Raw genomic sequence first — 14247 nt, 5'->3', positions numbered from 1 at the left:
GGGATCTGCAGGCCGAACGCCCACATGCTGAAGCGCCAACTGCCTCGCCCCATTTGCGGCCGAAGGCGCTTGCGACCTTCCGACTCTGACATATCCGGAGCCTACAACTGGATGCAGTCACCTGCCATCAATTGTGAGCAGCACGTGAGGAGCTGAGTTGGGCAGTGGCGCCCCCTTGCTGTCGCCCCCAGGGAGATCCGTATGGCTAGACTGGCGAGGTTAGGACGGATTGGGGGATCCAGAGTGGCTCACGCCGCGGCTCCGCTGGTCGGTTGCCATCAGCCAGCTAAGGATGACCATGACGTTCTTCCGAGACCTGCCCGTACCCGAAGAACCACGCCGCGGCAGGACCGTCCGGTACGTTCCCCCGGCCTGGGCTGGTGCGCCGGCCCACGAGCTGCCGGCAGTCGTTCGCATCGGACAGTTCCTGCACCGCAGCCAGACGTTCATCATGGCTGTCGAACTCGCGAAGGTCTATTCGACCGGTTGCTCCTTCGATCTGACATGGACACTCCGGCGGGGTTACGAAGACGATGAAGCCTGGGCTCAGCTGAATGCGGCGTTCTTCGGTCACCCGCACAGCATGCAGCCCATAGAACGACGTCCCTTCGCAGCCCTCCTCCTCGGTGTCCAGCTGCCCGACGGGGCCAAGGCCCGGGCCGACTCAACTCTGCACGGCCGCTATCCTCCGGGAACCGCCAAGCAGCCCGACCCGCCGGTCCTCATCCTTCAAGGAAACGGTGGCAATGGAGGCGACGACGAAATGGCCGGTAAGGGCAGCGTATGGCTTTGGCCGTTGCCCCCGGCCGGAGACCTCCGTCTGGTAGCCCAATGGGCAGAGCTGGGAATGCCGGAGACCTCTATCACCATGGACGGCAACCTGCTCCGCGATGCCGCAGCAGGCGCCCAGAAGTACTGGCCCGAGGAGCGCGGGCAGGGATGATGGCTCTGGACAGCTTGGTCCTGACCGTGGTCTTTGCGGCGGTCTTCTTCTACGTCCTCTACGGCGTTATCCGCGTCGCTGTCCGTGAAGGCATCCTCCAGGCGGACGAGCAGCGGCAGAAGGCCCGGGTTGGGGTCAACAGCGGCGGAGAAGGAGCATGACTGCCCGCGGCTGGCTCCTGGCTGTCACCGGGACGGTCTTCCTTGTCTTTGTGCTCTTACGTCCTGGCGATGTTCGGGCTGGCTCCGAACGGCACCGAAACCCTGTTTCTCGTCGTCCTGCTCTGGGCCGGCAGGTGGGTCTTTGCCCGCCGGCGAACCGCAAAAAGACGCGAGTCAGCGTAGGTGCCCGTGCCGCGGCGACGCCAAAGGGCAACAGACCGGTGAAGTCCAGAGCCCTCAGAAACGCCTGCCTAGTATTCGATGGCTTTTCGGTCGATGGACTTCAGTGCGGCGAGGCGTGCTTCCACTTCGGTCTGCTCGCCGAGGTCTTCCAGGGAGGCGAACTGGGCTTCCAGGGATGAGGCGGCGAGTTCCTGCTGGCCGCGGACCGTGGCTTCCTGGCGGCGGATGTTCTGCTCGTACCGGCCGATGGCTGAGGTCGGATCTCCGGCGTCCAGGGACTTGAGCGCATCGTTGACCTGAGACTGGGCGGCGGCGACTCGGGAGCGGTTGACCAGCTCGTTGCGCTTGGCGGTCAGCTCGTGCAGCTTGCCCTTCATCTGGTCCAGGCCGCTCTTGAGCTTGTCGACGACCTGGTTTTGGGTGGCCAGGGCCGGTTCCCTTGCCTTGGCGGTGGATTCGGCGGTCATCTGCCGCTGAAGGGCGACCTTGGCCAGGGCGTCGAACTTGTCCGCGTCCACACTGTTCCCGGCGGCGCGGAACTCGTCCGCCTTGCGGGAGGCGGCGATGGCCTTGTTGCCCCAGGTATTGGCATCGTTCACGGCGCGGGCGTGGTCGTCCTCGGCCATCCGGAGGTTTCCGATAGTCTGCGCGACTGCCGCCTCGGCTTCACGGATGTTTTCCGAGTAGTCGCGGACCATCTGGTCCAGCATCTTCTGTGGGTCTTCGCTGGAACCCAGGAGGGCGTTGATGTTGGCCTTTGCCAACTGGGCGACGCGGGCGAAAATACTCTGCTTCACGGGGGTCTTTCTATCGGTGGAATTTGCATCCTATGTGTACGGCATATCGGACGGCCAGAATCGGGTTCCTACCGCCTGTCGCTATTGGGCCGCTTCCGGGTGCAGTCATGCTGCGATCCAAGCGCTGATTACGGCCCAAGGCAAGCCTCGAACTCGTCCGGGCACAAGTCGTCGGTTCGGTGCCGCTGACCTTGTCACATCGCTGCCGGCGGTGCTCAACCGTGACCCAACAGAACGAGAAGGCCGCGCTTTGGAGCACAGATCCCGGGGCGTCCTGCCCCGCGGCCTGAGCGTTACCAGTGGCCAGAAGATCATGAACCGGTAACGGCTGTATCGATGCAATCACGTGTCCGTAACCCTTTGGGCGAATGGAGGAACCGACGCCTCGCTACACACCTACACTGAGCCATGAGCACGACCGCAGCGTTGATCCTGATCTTCTGTGTTGCCACCGCCTGGATCTGCTTGACGGTATTCGTGCTCTTACGGTTGCGCCGCCGCCGGCGTGGGTCATCGCTCGTCGCTTCCGCTCCACCTACGGCCGAACCCGTCAGCAGCCTCTCTTACAGACCATGGCGCGCCGAAGGTGCAGTAACCGGCAAGGTCCCGAGACATCGGCGCCGGCTAAGAATCAGGAAAGTACACGGCTGATCCCTCTGCTCTACAGTCCCCTCTGCCGTCGGTCCCGTACCCTGATGACCTCGACGACCCCGGCCAAGGCGAGCGGGAACGCCACGACAACGGCGAGGTATCGCTTCAGGTCGTACGGGGAATCCAAGGTCGCCCCGCCCACGAGAAGCCCTGGCAGCCCCACGCAGACTGTCACCCAGACGCGGTTGTCCCGTGCGCCGGACCAGACGGCGGCCGCGAGGGACATCGTGCAGCCGGCGAAGATGTAGCGGTTAGCGATCCAGACCTCTTCCTGCTCTGCTGGAGCCGGGAGCCACATGTGCCAGCCGGCGTGCCATATCCCGTAGCCGATCAGGATCAGCGAGGCGAGGACGAGCAGGATCCAGGCAATGGTTCTGGCTCGCCGGTCGATCTCAGCCGACTGTGGCCTGGTCCAAGGCATAGAGCAGCCCCTCAGTGTCCGGGACGTCGTAGAAGGCCACGGTTTGCCCGAGTCCCGGGCTGAAGAAGTCCATCCCTGTGTTTTGGTACATTCCCATTCCCGTGCCGAAAAGTCCGGCCACGCCCTGAGCCCCGAAAGTCAGGCTGACATGGCGTCCGTCTTTGGACCGATCTACCTTGGTCGGCATGCCGCTCACAGGCGAATCGGAAACGGAACGCTCTCCTGTGCAGACAATTGCCCTGCGATCGGTGAGCCCGTAAACGGTGCGTAGCTTCCGCCACCAGTAAGGCATCCGCACCGGTGAAACGAACCTTTGGGTCCGGTTGACCCACCCACAGAAGCCTTTCGCCCTGACGAAGGAGTGGCAGAATCCGGCTTCTGGGATCGTTCATGCCACGAAGTGTTGCACAGCAGCGTGTCTACCGGAATGGGTACTCTTATGGACCGCTCCCCTCCAGTGCACGCCCGAGTGGTTGAGTCTCGAGGATGTGGGCAGTCCCCCGCGCGTCACGCTGCTGTCCTGCTGATGAGCCACGAGGATGACAGCATGGACATAGCCGATTTTTACGCCCTTCAGACGGGACCCGCACCCCTTGGCTCGGGAGCACCAGCAAAACTCACCGTTCACGATTTGGGAAACCTACGCGTGCCATCGGGCAACGTTGGCGCTTGTGATCCCTTCGTGTCCCTCGAATACCCGCTGGTTGTGCAGGTTCCGCCAGGGGACTTTCCCGTCCGCGTCACGGTCGCAGACGTCTCCGAGGAACAAGACGGGTCACACCTGCGCGAGGCATACCTTTCGCTGGTGCTCTCTGAAGCGGATTCGGTCACCGTGGAAGCGGTGCCAGGCCCAGACGGTCCGCCTCCTCCGGGCCACTACTTCACGGTGGGAGTGGACGCCGGGACCGTAGCCTTTGTCGATGCAAAAGCCGTGAAGCGCTGCATGCCCGACGCGACAACCTGGTACGAGGGGGTGTTCGATTCGGATGAAGCCGACTCCTGGTTCAGCCGTATGGACGCTGACGGACCCCACCCCGCCGGCACTGCAAACATAGTCATGCCCTTGGCATCGAACGGTGAGAATATCGTGCTGTCACACTCCGGCTGGGGTGATGGCTTCTACTGGCTCCTTCAAACCAAGGATGCCGAAGGCAACTTAACGGGCATCCACGTCGACCTCGCAGTCGTTGGAAAGTTCGACGAAGAACCCAACGACGACAAAGAGGCCCCAACGGATGCTGTCTCCACAGTTGAGAAGTCGAAGAAGAGCTGGCTGGCCAACTTGTTAAGGCGCTGATCGCCGACTGCTACGACTCCATGCGCAGCGTTGCGGTTCCCTAAGGTGTGGCACCTACTGGCCAATGGCCACCCTCTTCGCCCCGCACAAAAGCTGCAGTTCCCCGTCTGCGCTGTCCAGTCGGCAGTTCTGGTCTTTGACGCGAGGCCACCCGGAAATCTCGGGGGCGTCGCGGACCCGCTTGTAGTGGTACTCGTCGTGTCTTGTGTAGATGACGACGCTGTCGCCGTCGAACCCGTCCTGAGTGACGAGTACTGACTGCCCGCCCGCGGTGCTGACCTTCACGGTGTCGCCAATGCCGAATGCGCCTAGTCCGGCAAAGATGAACATCAGGCCGATGCACGGCACGGCGGCCGCGGCTGCCACCACGGCGGTCCACGCGACGATCCGCCGCGGCACCTTCCGGGGAATGCGGCTTATCACTGCCGGGAGCAGCAGCAGCAGCCCCACAGCCCCGGACAGGAGCGCCGCGATCAGGAACCAGTTGGCGATCGAGTCCGCTGGAATGCCGACGTAGAGGAGCATGCCCTCGCGCGCAGCAGCCCAGTACGCCTCATGGATGGCCTCGTACGCCCAAATACAGGGTGCCGCCACTACGATGAGCCCGATCCCACAGAACTCCCGGCGGCTAAAGCGCCTCATCCAGTACCTCACCGGCGGAACTTCAGCCTGCCTGCGATATCCGGGTCACCGAGCCACCAGTACAGTACCCGGCGGATCCGCGGCCTTCGACGTGCAGCTCAAATCGACGAATGCCGTTCTGCATCTTGAGTGACTTAGAAGTCCCAGTCCTCGTCTTCAGTATTAACTGCCTTGCCGATCACGTACGAAGAACCCGAGCCCGAGAAGAAGTCGTGGTTCTCGTCAGCGTTCGGCGAGAGTGCGGACAGGATGGCCGGGTTCACGTCGGTGACTGAGGAGGGGAACATCGCCTCGTAGCCAAGGTTCATCAGGGCCTTGTTGGCGTTGTAGTGCAGGAACTTCTTGACGTCCTCGGCCAGGCCAACGCCGTCGTAAAGGTCGTGCGTGTACTGGACTTCGTTTTCGTACAGCTCGAACAGCAGCTCGAACGTGTAGTCCTTGATCTCCTGCTTGCGTTCCTCGGACAGGCCTTCCAGGCCCTTCTGGAACTTGTAGCCGATGTAGTAGCCGTGCACAGCTTCGTCGCGGATGATCAGGCGGATCAGGTCAGCGGTGTTCGTGAGCTTGGCGCGTGAAGACCAGTACATGGGCAGGTAGAAGCCCGAGTAGAACAGGAAGCTCTCCAGCAGCGTGGAAGCCACTTTCCGCTTCAGGGGGTCGTCGCCCTGGTAGTAGTCCATGACGATCTGGGCCTTCTTCTGAAGGTTCGAGTTCTCGGTGGACCAGCGGAAAGCCTCGTCGATCTCCTTCGTGGAGGCCAGCGTGGAGAAGATGGAGGAGTAGCTCTTGGCGTGCACGGACTCCATAAAGGCGATGTTGGTGTACACGGCCTCTTCATGCGGGGTGAGCGCATCCGGGATCAGCGAGACAGCGCCGACCGTGCCCTGGATGGTGTCCAGCAGGGTCAGTCCAGTGAACACGCGCATGGTGAGCTGCTGCTCAGCGGGCGTGAGGGTGTTCCATGACTGGACGTCATTGGACAGCGGCACCTTCTCCGGCAGCCAGAAGTTGTTGACGAGCCGGTTCCAGACCTCTACGTCCTTGTCGTCCTGGATGCGGTTCCAGTTAATGGCCTCGACGTGGCTCAGCAGCTTGACCTTCTCGGTCATGTCATCCCCTAAACGTTGGGTGGGTTTCTCTAAGTTAAAGCGTACGACGGCGGGCGGGCGCCCGCCGTCGTACTTCACGAGTTACTTGAAGCTACAACTACAGCATGCAGCTGACGCAGCCCTCCACTTCCGTCCCTTCCAGCGCGAGCTGGCGGAGACGGATGTAGTAGATGGTCTTGATGCCCTTCTTCCAGGCGTAGATCTGGGCCTTGTTGATGTCGCGGGTGGTGGCGGTGTCCTTGAAGAACAGCGTCAGGGACAGGCCCTGGTCAACGTGCTGGGTGGCCGCGGCGTAGGTGTCGATGACCTTCTCGTAGCCGATCTCGTACGCGTCCTGGTAGTACTCCAGGTTGTCGTTCGTCAGGTACGGCGCCGGGTAGTAGACGCGGCCGATCTTGCCTTCCTTGCGGATCTCAATCTTGGACGCCACCGGGTGAATCGAGGAGGTGGAGTTGTTGATGTAGGAGATCGAGCCCGTGGGCGGCACGGCCTGCAGGTTCTGGTTGTAGATGCCGTGCTCCATAACCGAAGCCTTCAGCGCCAGCCAGTCAGCCTGCGTGGGGATGTGCACGTTCTTGAACAGCTCACGGACCTTCTCGGTCTGCGGCACCCACTCCTGCTCCGTGTACTTGTCGAAGAACTCACCCGAAGCGTACTTGGACTTCTCGAAGCCGCCGAACGTCTGACCCGTCTCGATGGACAACAGGTTGGAAGCGCGGACGGCGTGGTACACCACCGAGTAGAAGTAGATGTTGGTGAAGTCCAGGCCCTCTTCGGAACCGTAGTGCACCCGCTCGCGGGCCAGGTAGCCGTGGAGGTTCATCTGGCCCAGGCCAATGGCGTGGCTCTGGTCGTTGCCCTTGGCGATGGAGGGCACCGAAGTGATGTTGGACATGTCCGAGACAGCCGAGAGCGAGCGGATGGCCGTCTCGATGGTCAGGCCGAAGTCCGGCGAGTCCATGGTCTTGGCGATGTTCAGCGAGCCCAGGTTGCAGGAGATGTCCTTGCCGGTGTCAGCGTAGGACAGGTCATCGTTGTACGTGGTGGGCTGGGAAACCTGGAGGATCTCAGAGCACAGGTTGGACATGATGATCTTGCCGTCGATCGGGTTGGCCCGGTTCACCGTGTCCTCGAACATGATGTACGGGTAGCCGGATTCGAACTGGATCTCGGCGAGGGTCTGGAAGAACTCGCGGGCCTTGATCTTGGTCTTCTTGATCCGGGAATCGTCCACCATCTCGTAGTACTTCTCGGTGACCGAGACGTCGGAGAACGGCATCCCGTAGACGCGTTCGACGTCGTAGGGCGAGAACAGGTACATGTCCTCGTCCTTCTTGGCCAGCTCGAACGTGATGTCCGGGATGACCACGCCAAGGGACAGGGTCTTGATGCGGATCTTCTCGTCCGCGTTCTCCCGCTTGGTGTCCAGGAAGCGGTAGATGTCCGGGTGGTGCGCGTGCAGGTACACGGCACCGGCACCCTGGCGGGCACCAAGCTGGTTGGCGTAGGAGAAGCTGTCTTCGAGGAGCTTCATCACGGGGATGACGCCGGAGGACTGGTTCTCGATCTGCTTGATGGGCGCGCCCACTTCGCGGATGTTGGTCAGCGCGAACGCCACCCCGCCGCCGCGCTTGGACAGCTGCAGTGCGGAGTTGATGGAGCGGCCGATCGACTCCATGTTGTCTTCGATGCGCAGCAGGAAGCAGGACACCAGCTCGCCGCGTTGCTTCTTGCCCGCGTTCAGGAACGTGGGGGTGGCCGGCTGGAAGCGGCCCTCGATGATCTCGTCCACCATCTGCAAGGCGAGCTGCTCGTTGCCGCGGGCCAGGTGCAGGGCAACCATGCACACTCGGTCCTCGTAGCGCTCCAGGAAACGCTTGCCGTCAAACGTCTTCAGCGTGTAGGACGTGTAGAACTTGAACGCGCCCAGGAAGGTCTCGAAGCGGAACTTCTTTTTGTAGGCGCGGTTGAACAGGTCACGGATGAAGTTCATCGTGTACTGGTCGAGGGTTTCGCGCTCGTAGTAGTCGTTTTTGACCAGGTATTCGAGCTTCTCTTCCAGGTCGTGGAAGAACACGGTGTTGTTGTTCACGTGCTGCAGGAAGTACTGGTGGGCGGCCTCGCGGTCCGCCTCGAACTGGATCTCGCCGCTGGGACCGTACAGGTTCAGCATCGCGTTCAGCTCGTGATAGCCCAGGCCCTTGTAGGCGGCAGGCATCTCAGGCTTCTGGGCCCTGGTTACTTCTGTGTCTGCGACAGTCGTGTCCAAAACGTGTCCAATCCATTGTTTACACGGGTCACGTCGTCTGGCGTGCCCATTAATTCGAAGCGGTAGAGGTGCGGTACTCCGCACTTGGCGGCGATGATGTCCCCCGCCATGCAGTAGTTGTTCCCGAAGTTTGTGTTGCCGGCCCCGATGACACCGCGGATCAGTTGCCTGTTCTGCGGGTTGTTCAGGAAGCGGATGACCTGCTTTGGGACGGATCCCTCTCCCCCGGTGCCGCCATATGTTGGCACCACCAGCACATACGGCCGCGTGGCAAGGAGGGGTGCGTCCTTCGGGAGCAGCGGAATCCGGGCCACCTCACGGCCAAGCTTCGAGACGAAGCGGCTGGTGTTCTCGGATGCCGAGGAAAAGTAGATGAGCTGGCTGCCGGTGACAACCGCGGAAACCGGCTCCGCAGCATCCACGCGCTGAGCCGCGTGAAAGTGTTGTGCCTTGTACGATTGCTCTGCTGCTGGTGCTGCCATGGGAGTCACCTCAGCTGGTTGACGTTTGCCGGCAGGAAAAAGTGTGGCCCCTTAGGCCACGGAGGAAACTGCGGAGAGTGCCAGTTCCTCGATCTTGTCCGGGCGGAAGCCTGACCAGTGGTCCTGGTCCGTGACCACAACGGGGGCCTGCATGTAACCCAGTGCCTTGAGGCGCTCGAGGGCTTCGGCGTCCTGGGAGATGTCAACGCTCTGGTAGGTGATGCCCTTTTTGTCGAGAGCCCGGTAGGTGGCGTTGCACTGAACACAAGCAGGCTTGGTGTAAACCGTTACGGTCATGGTTCCTGTCCCCTTTTCTGGAAAAACTTGCTCGTCCGGTGTTCCCGCCCAAGCTGTATGTAGATACTACATCTAGTGCAGACGCCTCTTCGGAACCCCAAGATGATGTATTACAAGTATGTCATTTAATGCACTTTTAATCCACAGGCAGAGGCCTTCAAAATGTCCGGAATCCCGCTGTTTTTGCGGACGGAATCCACATCCTGTGGAGTACTTAGCCACAATTAACGCCCCGCGTGTCGTGGAAAAGACGGCGTGTCGCGCCTGCCGCGGGGAGTACCGGCGGAGTGCCAAGGGCACCAAAAAGGGGCTCCGAAGTGACCTTCGGAACCTCTTCTGGTGATCAAACGCACGACGCCGGCCGGCGGCCAAGTGCCGGACCCTGCCTTAGGCATGGGCTGCTAGAGCTGGGCCTCCCGGCGATCCAGCACAACCTGCTGCACATCAAGGTAGCCGGACTGGAAGCCTGCCCGGGAGTAGCACAGGTAGAACAGCCACATCCGCTGGAACACCGCATCGAAGCCGAGCTCCGCCACCTCGAGGGACCTCTCCAGGAACCGCTCCTCCCACAACCGCAGGGTGGCCGCGTAGTGGTCCCCCATGCCCATCCGCTCGCGCACGCGCAGGGTGGTGTGCTGCTGGGTCACACTCTCGATGGCCCGGACGGACGGCAGGAAACCGCCGGGGAAAATGTACTTGTGGACCCAGGTGTAGGCGTTCCGGGTGGCCAGCATCCGGCCGTGAGGCATCGTGATCGCCTGAATAGCCACCTTTCCGCCCGGCGCCAGGACCCGGTCGACGGTCTGGAAATAGATGGGCCAGTATTCGTAGCCCACGGCCTCGATCATCTCCACGGACACCACGGCGTCGTACTCGCCTTCCACCGCGCGGTAGTCCTGCAGGGCCACCGTCACGCGGTCCGCGTAGCCGGCTGCCGCGATCCGCTCCTGGGCGAGCGCCTGCTGCTCGCTGGAGAGGGTGACGCTGTAGACAGTGGCGCCGCGCGCTGCTGCCCGCAGTGCCAGTTCGCCCCAGCCGGTGCCGATCTCCAGCAGCCGGGTGCCCTCACCCACGCCGGCTTTATCCAGCAGCCTGTCGATTTTTGCCCGCTGTGCTTCCGCCAGGGCGTCCCACCCCACGGAGCTCAAGGGTCCCGCGTCAGCCGGGAACAGGGCCGAGGAGTAGCTCATGGTGGCGTCGAGGAAGGTGGAGAACAGGTCATTGGAGAGGTCGTAGTGCCGGGAGATGTTGCTCCGTGTGTTCTGTTCGGCGTTACGCTCCTGCCGCGGGGTACGCGGCAGGTACAGGGTTCGGAGTTTCTGCAGCGGGGCAGGAATCAGCCTGTCCACCGATGCGGCGAACACCTCGAGGACGCCGGCCAGATCGCTGGCTTCCCAGTCGCCGGCCATAAAGGACTCCCCCAGCCCGATCAGGCCGTTGTCCCCAATCCGGGCTTCAAATGCCTCCGGCCGCACCATCACCATCACCGGCGCGTCCGGACCGCCTGTCCCCAAGACAGCACCATCCGGATACTCCACCCGCAGGGGCAGGCGCTTCACTGCCCCCTTGAAAAGGAGCCCGGCGGCCTTCCCGGCGATCGCTGCCTTGGCTCCCGACGGCGGTTGTGCCACTCCCGGCCACAGGTCCGCGTCGATGGAAGCGGGCGACGCCGGCACTCCCGTTGGGTTCCATGTTCCGGCCAGTTGCGTGATGCCCTGGTCCGGCGCCGGCTTCACGGCGTTGCGTTCAGCCTGCTGCGCGGCTTTGTCCCGGAGAGGAGCTGCAGCCGTTTCGTTGTCGTCCGTCATTGTCATTGAGCTGCCTCCTGTGAGGGGTGGTGTGGTCTGGCGACGACGGGCAGGCGTCTTGCCCAGAGTGTAATGCCCTGTACCCGGATGAGGGCGGAAACCAACAGCGGCGCGGCTGGGACCGTCAACGCAGCCGCCAGGATGTTCCGCACGGTGGCGGGCCGTCGTTTGCCGTCCACGCTGGCCACGAAGGGCCGGTGGCCTTCTCGTTCCAGAACGATGGACACGGCCAGCCGCTCCCCCGGCGGGGGCAGCTTCATCCGGTACTGCCCGTCCACCTCATTGAACGGTGAAACGTAGAACGCCTTCGGCACCGAGGCACGCCCGGAGATGTCTGTCCTGAGCAGGTAGCAATGCCGCTCACCGTACGTGTTGTGGACTTCGGCGACCACGCACTCAAGCTCTCCATTGGAGCGGTAGCACCAGAAGAGCGTCAGCGGGTTGAAAACATAGCCGAAGACCCTGGCGCTGGTCAGCATGTGGATAGGGCCGCCGTCGGGCTCTATCCCCTGTGTACGCAGGTACCGCTCCACGTTGCTGCGGATGGTGGCGTCCGGATCGCCCAGATGGTCGCCGGACCGGAACACGGCCAAAGGCCGCATCAGCAGCGGAAGCCGCGGAAGGTTGTCAACGTCCACGAACCAGCTGTAGCTGCGGTAGGTGAACGAGTTCTTCAAGGGGGTGTGCCGCACGTGGGAGATCGAGGTGCGGTAGATCGCTGCGCTCATGCGGGTTCCGCTGCGGGAAGAAGCTCCCGCTCCCCGCCGTCCAGGGATTCAAACGGATCAGCAGGCAGGGCAATAGGCCAGGAGCGTCCCAGCGATTCAGCGGCCCGGACGCCGGACAGTGCGCCATCCTCGTGGAAACCCCAGCCGAGGTACGCGCCGGCATAGGCAATGCGGTTGTCGCTGAGTGCCGTGATTGCCTGCTGTGCCTGCACCGATTCCGGAGTGTACTGCGGGTGCTCGTAGACCATCCGCTCCAGGACGGCGTCATCGGCGATGAGTTCGGACTCCCCCAGGCTCGCCAGGTACGGCTTGCCGTCCAAGGGAGTCAGCCGCTGCAGGCGGGTGAGGTCGTAGCTGACCAGGACCTTGTCGGGCCGGGCTTCGCAGGACGGAAGCCGGTAATTCCAGGATGCCCTGGCGTTGTCGGCGGACGGCAGGACAGCAGGGTCCCGGTGGAACACCGTGTGGTTCACCGAATACGGCATCCCGCCCAGCGCTTCCTTTTCATCCGGGGTGGCGTCGGCCAGGAACCCGAGCGCCTGCGCCGGGTGGGTTGCGATGACAACGGCCTCGAAATCCTCGACGCCGGCTTCCGTCACCACTTCGATGCCCAGCGCGTGCCGCCGGACGGCGGACACGGGCGAGTTGAGCCGGATATCCGGCAGGGTGGCCGCCAGCTTCTCCACGTACCGCGCCGAGCCGCCCGTAACCGTGCGCCACTGGGGTGAACCCTTGACGCCCAGCAGCCCGTGGTGCCCAAGGAACGTGAAGAGATAGCGGGCCGGATAGGCCAAAGCGGTGGTGGGGTCGCAGGACCAGACAGCGCTGACCACCGGGGTCATGAAGTGGGAAACGAAGTAGGGGCTGAAATTTTCATGCTCGAGGAACTGCCCCAGGGTCAGTTCGGGAACTGCCTCGTCCGGGCTGACCGAGGCGACCGGGGCGGTGTTCAGCAGCGCCCTGGCCTTGCGGTAAAAGCGGGTGACCTCCAGCAGCATCAGCAGGTAACGGCCCCGCAGCAGGCTGGACGGGCGGGCGATGATGCCGCGGGCACCGCCACGGGCACCGGCGTATTCCAGCCCGCAGCCGTCGCAGCGGATGGACATGCTCATTTCGGAGTCCTGGGTTTCCACCCCCAGCTCGGCAAACAGCCGCAGCAGCGTGGGGTACGTCCGCTCATTGTGGACGATGAACCCGGTGTCAACACCGAGAACCGAGCCGTCCGGTTGCGGCATGTCGTGGGTGTGGGCGTGCCCGCCCAGCCGCGAATCCGCCTCGAACAGGGTCACGTCGTCCTCGCGGCTGAGGACGTAGGCGGCCATGAGGCCGGCGACGCCGCTGCCGATGACGGCCACCCGCCGTCGTCCGCCTCCGCTTGCTGCTGGATCAGGTGACAATTGATGCTCCTCTGCTGAACATTTGCCAGTGATGGGTATACAGAGGGAAATTCGCAGCGCCCGGGCCGCCGGATGGGTGCGGGCTTCAGCTTCTTCGGCAGGAGGCGGCAGAGTACTGTGGGCTGGTGGTAAATCCGGTACACCTGAAGACCCTCCTGGAGGTCACGCGGCTAGGCTCGTTCGCGGCCGCTGCGGCAACGCTTGGCTACACCGCCTCGGCCGTTTCACAGCAGATGTCCGCGCTGGAACGGGACACGGGCGTGGTCCTCTTCCAGCGCTCGGCGCGCAGCGTGGTGCCCACGGAAGCCGCCGTCGTGATGACCCGGCACGCCGCGAAGGTGCTCACGGACATCGAGGCACTCATGGCAGCCGCCTCCAAAACCCAGGATTCGGCGCACCAGGAACTGCGCCTCGGAATCTTTCCCAGCCTGGCCACCTTCGTCCTGCCGCGGATCCTGAAGAATCCAACGTGGAAGAACCTGGGCATCGACCTGAAAGTCTCAGTCGCTGAGCCCGGCCAGACCATCCAGGGGCTGCGCACCGGCGGCGACCTGGACCTGGCAGTGGTTTTCCAGGTGGGCCAGACCGGCTTCGCCTGGCCCAACACGATTAACAGGCAATGGATCGGCGACGACGACTTCCGGGTGGTGCTGCCTGCCGGCTGGGGCTTCCGCGCCGATGCGAAAGTGGCCGCCGACCACCTGTCCGAGATGCCCTGGATCATGCACCACCCCGGCACAGCCGACGCCATGGTGATCGAACGGCTCTTCGCCGGCTGTAACCTGCACCCCCGGGTTGTGGCCCACAGCGATGACTTCCACGCGAGCTTGGAGATGGCTGCTGCCGGGCTGGGCGCGGCGCTGGTACCCGAGCTCGCGCTGCGCAACAAACCCGCCGGCGTGGTGGTGCTGGACGTCCCGGAGATCCGGCTGGCCCGCAACGTTTTCGCGCTGCTGATCAACGACAGGAAAACCGCCAGGGTACAGCTGTTTGTCGACTTACTGGCCGAGACCTTTGCCGGGATGCCCAAGGCGGTGAATTAGGCCCGAACGCTGGAATGCA

General features: G+C 63.1%; 14 protein-coding genes. 4 read left to right on the top strand and 10 right to left on the bottom strand.

Features of this window, described 5'->3' with window-relative positions:
• The first annotated feature begins 298 nt into the window (after nucleotides 1-298).
• Both BMX78_RS12075 and BMX78_RS23120 read left to right on the top strand, forming a co-directional pair.
• Nucleotides 299-943: a hypothetical protein gene (locus BMX78_RS12075; RefSeq protein ID WP_091419705.1), complete on the top strand. Its 645-nt coding sequence runs from the start codon at nucleotides 299-301 to the stop codon at nucleotides 941-943.
• The gene (locus tag BMX78_RS23120; RefSeq protein ID WP_170850790.1) at nucleotides 940-1104 is read left to right on the top strand and encodes a hypothetical protein; all 165 of its coding nucleotides are present in this window, start codon (nucleotides 940-942) and stop codon (nucleotides 1102-1104) included. Before BMX78_RS12075 ends, BMX78_RS23120 begins: the two co-directional genes overlap by 4 nt.
• Nucleotides 1105-1355: 251 nt before the next feature.
• Here BMX78_RS23120 and BMX78_RS12070 read toward each other — a convergent pair whose 3' ends face one another.
• Nucleotides 1356-2084: a PspA/IM30 family protein gene (locus BMX78_RS12070; RefSeq protein WP_091419703.1), complete on the bottom strand. Its 729-nt coding sequence runs from the start codon at nucleotides 2082-2084 to the stop codon at nucleotides 1356-1358.
• A 661-nt stretch (nucleotides 2085-2745) separates the two neighbouring features.
• Nucleotides 2746-3156: a hypothetical protein gene (locus BMX78_RS12065; protein WP_286138924.1), complete on the bottom strand. Its 411-nt coding sequence runs from the start codon at nucleotides 3154-3156 to the stop codon at nucleotides 2746-2748.
• A gap of 427 nt (nucleotides 3157-3583) precedes the next feature.
• On the opposite strand from BMX78_RS12065, the gene BMX78_RS12055 reads away from it, so the two are divergent.
• Nucleotides 3584-4453, top strand: a complete 870-nt coding sequence (locus BMX78_RS12055; RefSeq protein ID WP_091419700.1) for a DUF4241 domain-containing protein — start codon at nucleotides 3584-3586, stop codon at nucleotides 4451-4453.
• A gap of 54 nt (nucleotides 4454-4507) precedes the next feature.
• Here BMX78_RS12055 and BMX78_RS12050 read toward each other — a convergent pair whose 3' ends face one another.
• The 8 genes from BMX78_RS12050 to BMX78_RS12015 form a co-directional block, all read right to left on the bottom strand.
• The gene (locus BMX78_RS12050) at nucleotides 4508-5095 is read right to left on the bottom strand and encodes a hypothetical protein (RefSeq protein ID WP_139204924.1); all 588 of its coding nucleotides are present in this window, start codon (nucleotides 5093-5095) and stop codon (nucleotides 4508-4510) included.
• Nucleotides 5096-5229: 134 nt separating this feature from the next.
• Complete coding sequence (gene nrdF / locus BMX78_RS12045; protein ID WP_050054849.1) at nucleotides 5230-6204, bottom strand: class 1b ribonucleoside-diphosphate reductase subunit beta; 975 nt, start codon at nucleotides 6202-6204, stop codon at nucleotides 5230-5232.
• 97 nt (nucleotides 6205-6301) lie between these two features.
• Nucleotides 6302-8422, bottom strand: coding sequence for a class 1b ribonucleoside-diphosphate reductase subunit alpha (nrdE, locus tag BMX78_RS12040; RefSeq protein WP_091419697.1), 2121 nt, complete (start codon nucleotides 8420-8422; stop codon nucleotides 6302-6304).
• Between the two features lie 20 nt (nucleotides 8423-8442).
• Nucleotides 8443-8955 (bottom strand): class Ib ribonucleoside-diphosphate reductase assembly flavoprotein NrdI, encoded by a 513-nt coding sequence (nrdI, locus tag BMX78_RS12035; protein WP_286138923.1) that lies wholly within the window; start codon nucleotides 8953-8955, stop codon nucleotides 8443-8445.
• A gap of 51 nt (nucleotides 8956-9006) precedes the next feature.
• The gene (nrdH, locus tag BMX78_RS12030; RefSeq protein WP_013601222.1) at nucleotides 9007-9252 is read right to left on the bottom strand and encodes a glutaredoxin-like protein NrdH; all 246 of its coding nucleotides are present in this window, start codon (nucleotides 9250-9252) and stop codon (nucleotides 9007-9009) included.
• Between the two features lie 401 nt (nucleotides 9253-9653).
• Nucleotides 9654-11066 (bottom strand): class I SAM-dependent methyltransferase, encoded by a 1413-nt coding sequence (locus tag BMX78_RS12025; protein WP_170850792.1) that lies wholly within the window; start codon nucleotides 11064-11066, stop codon nucleotides 9654-9656.
• The gene (locus tag BMX78_RS12020) at nucleotides 11063-11788 is read right to left on the bottom strand and encodes a DUF1365 domain-containing protein (protein ID WP_091419693.1); all 726 of its coding nucleotides are present in this window, start codon (nucleotides 11786-11788) and stop codon (nucleotides 11063-11065) included. Before BMX78_RS12020 ends, BMX78_RS12025 begins: the two co-directional genes overlap by 4 nt.
• Nucleotides 11785-13185: an NAD(P)/FAD-dependent oxidoreductase gene (locus BMX78_RS12015; RefSeq protein WP_091419691.1), complete on the bottom strand. Its 1401-nt coding sequence runs from the start codon at nucleotides 13183-13185 to the stop codon at nucleotides 11785-11787. Before BMX78_RS12015 ends, BMX78_RS12020 begins: the two co-directional genes overlap by 4 nt.
• A gap of 125 nt (nucleotides 13186-13310) precedes the next feature.
• On the opposite strand from BMX78_RS12015, the gene BMX78_RS12010 reads away from it, so the two are divergent.
• Nucleotides 13311-14228, top strand: a complete 918-nt coding sequence (locus BMX78_RS12010) for a LysR family transcriptional regulator (protein ID WP_091419689.1) — start codon at nucleotides 13311-13313, stop codon at nucleotides 14226-14228.
• The last annotated feature ends 19 nt before the right edge of the window (nucleotides 14229-14247 follow it).

Source organism: Arthrobacter sp. OV608 (assembly GCA_900110595.1).
Taxonomy (GTDB): domain Bacteria; phylum Actinomycetota; class Actinomycetes; order Actinomycetales; family Micrococcaceae; genus Arthrobacter.
This window is presented reverse-complemented; position numbering and strand designations above follow the sequence as displayed.

Bases quoted from the DNA above. Each gene is read 5' to 3' on its own strand.
- BMX78_RS12075 (WP_091419705.1), top strand. From the start codon at position 299: ATGACGTTCTTCCGAGACCTGCCCGTACCCGAAGAACCACGCCGCGGC.
- BMX78_RS23120 (WP_170850790.1), top strand. From the start codon at position 940: ATGATGGCTCTGGACAGCTTGGTCCTGACCGTGGTCTTTGCGGCGGTC.
- BMX78_RS12065 (WP_286138924.1), bottom strand. From the start codon at position 3,156: ATGCCTTGGACCAGGCCACAGTCGGCTGAGATCGACCGGCGAGCCAGA.
- BMX78_RS12055 (WP_091419700.1), top strand. From the start codon at position 3,584: ATGGGTACTCTTATGGACCGCTCCCCTCCAGTGCACGCCCGAGTGGTT.
- BMX78_RS12050 (WP_139204924.1), bottom strand. From the start codon at position 5,095: ATGAGGCGCTTTAGCCGCCGGGAGTTCTGTGGGATCGGGCTCATCGTA.
- nrdF (WP_050054849.1), bottom strand. From the start codon at position 6,204: ATGACCGAGAAGGTCAAGCTGCTGAGCCACGTCGAGGCCATTAACTGG.
- nrdE (WP_091419697.1), bottom strand. From the start codon at position 8,422: ATGCCTGCCGCCTACAAGGGCCTGGGCTATCACGAGCTGAACGCGATG.
- nrdI (WP_286138923.1), bottom strand. From the start codon at position 8,955: ATGGCAGCACCAGCAGCAGAGCAATCGTACAAGGCACAACACTTTCAC.
- nrdH (WP_013601222.1), bottom strand. From the start codon at position 9,252: ATGACCGTAACGGTTTACACCAAGCCTGCTTGTGTTCAGTGCAACGCC.
- BMX78_RS12025 (WP_170850792.1), bottom strand. From the start codon at position 11,066: ATGACAATGACGGACGACAACGAAACGGCTGCAGCTCCTCTCCGGGAC.
- BMX78_RS12020 (WP_091419693.1), bottom strand. From the start codon at position 11,788: ATGAGCGCAGCGATCTACCGCACCTCGATCTCCCACGTGCGGCACACC.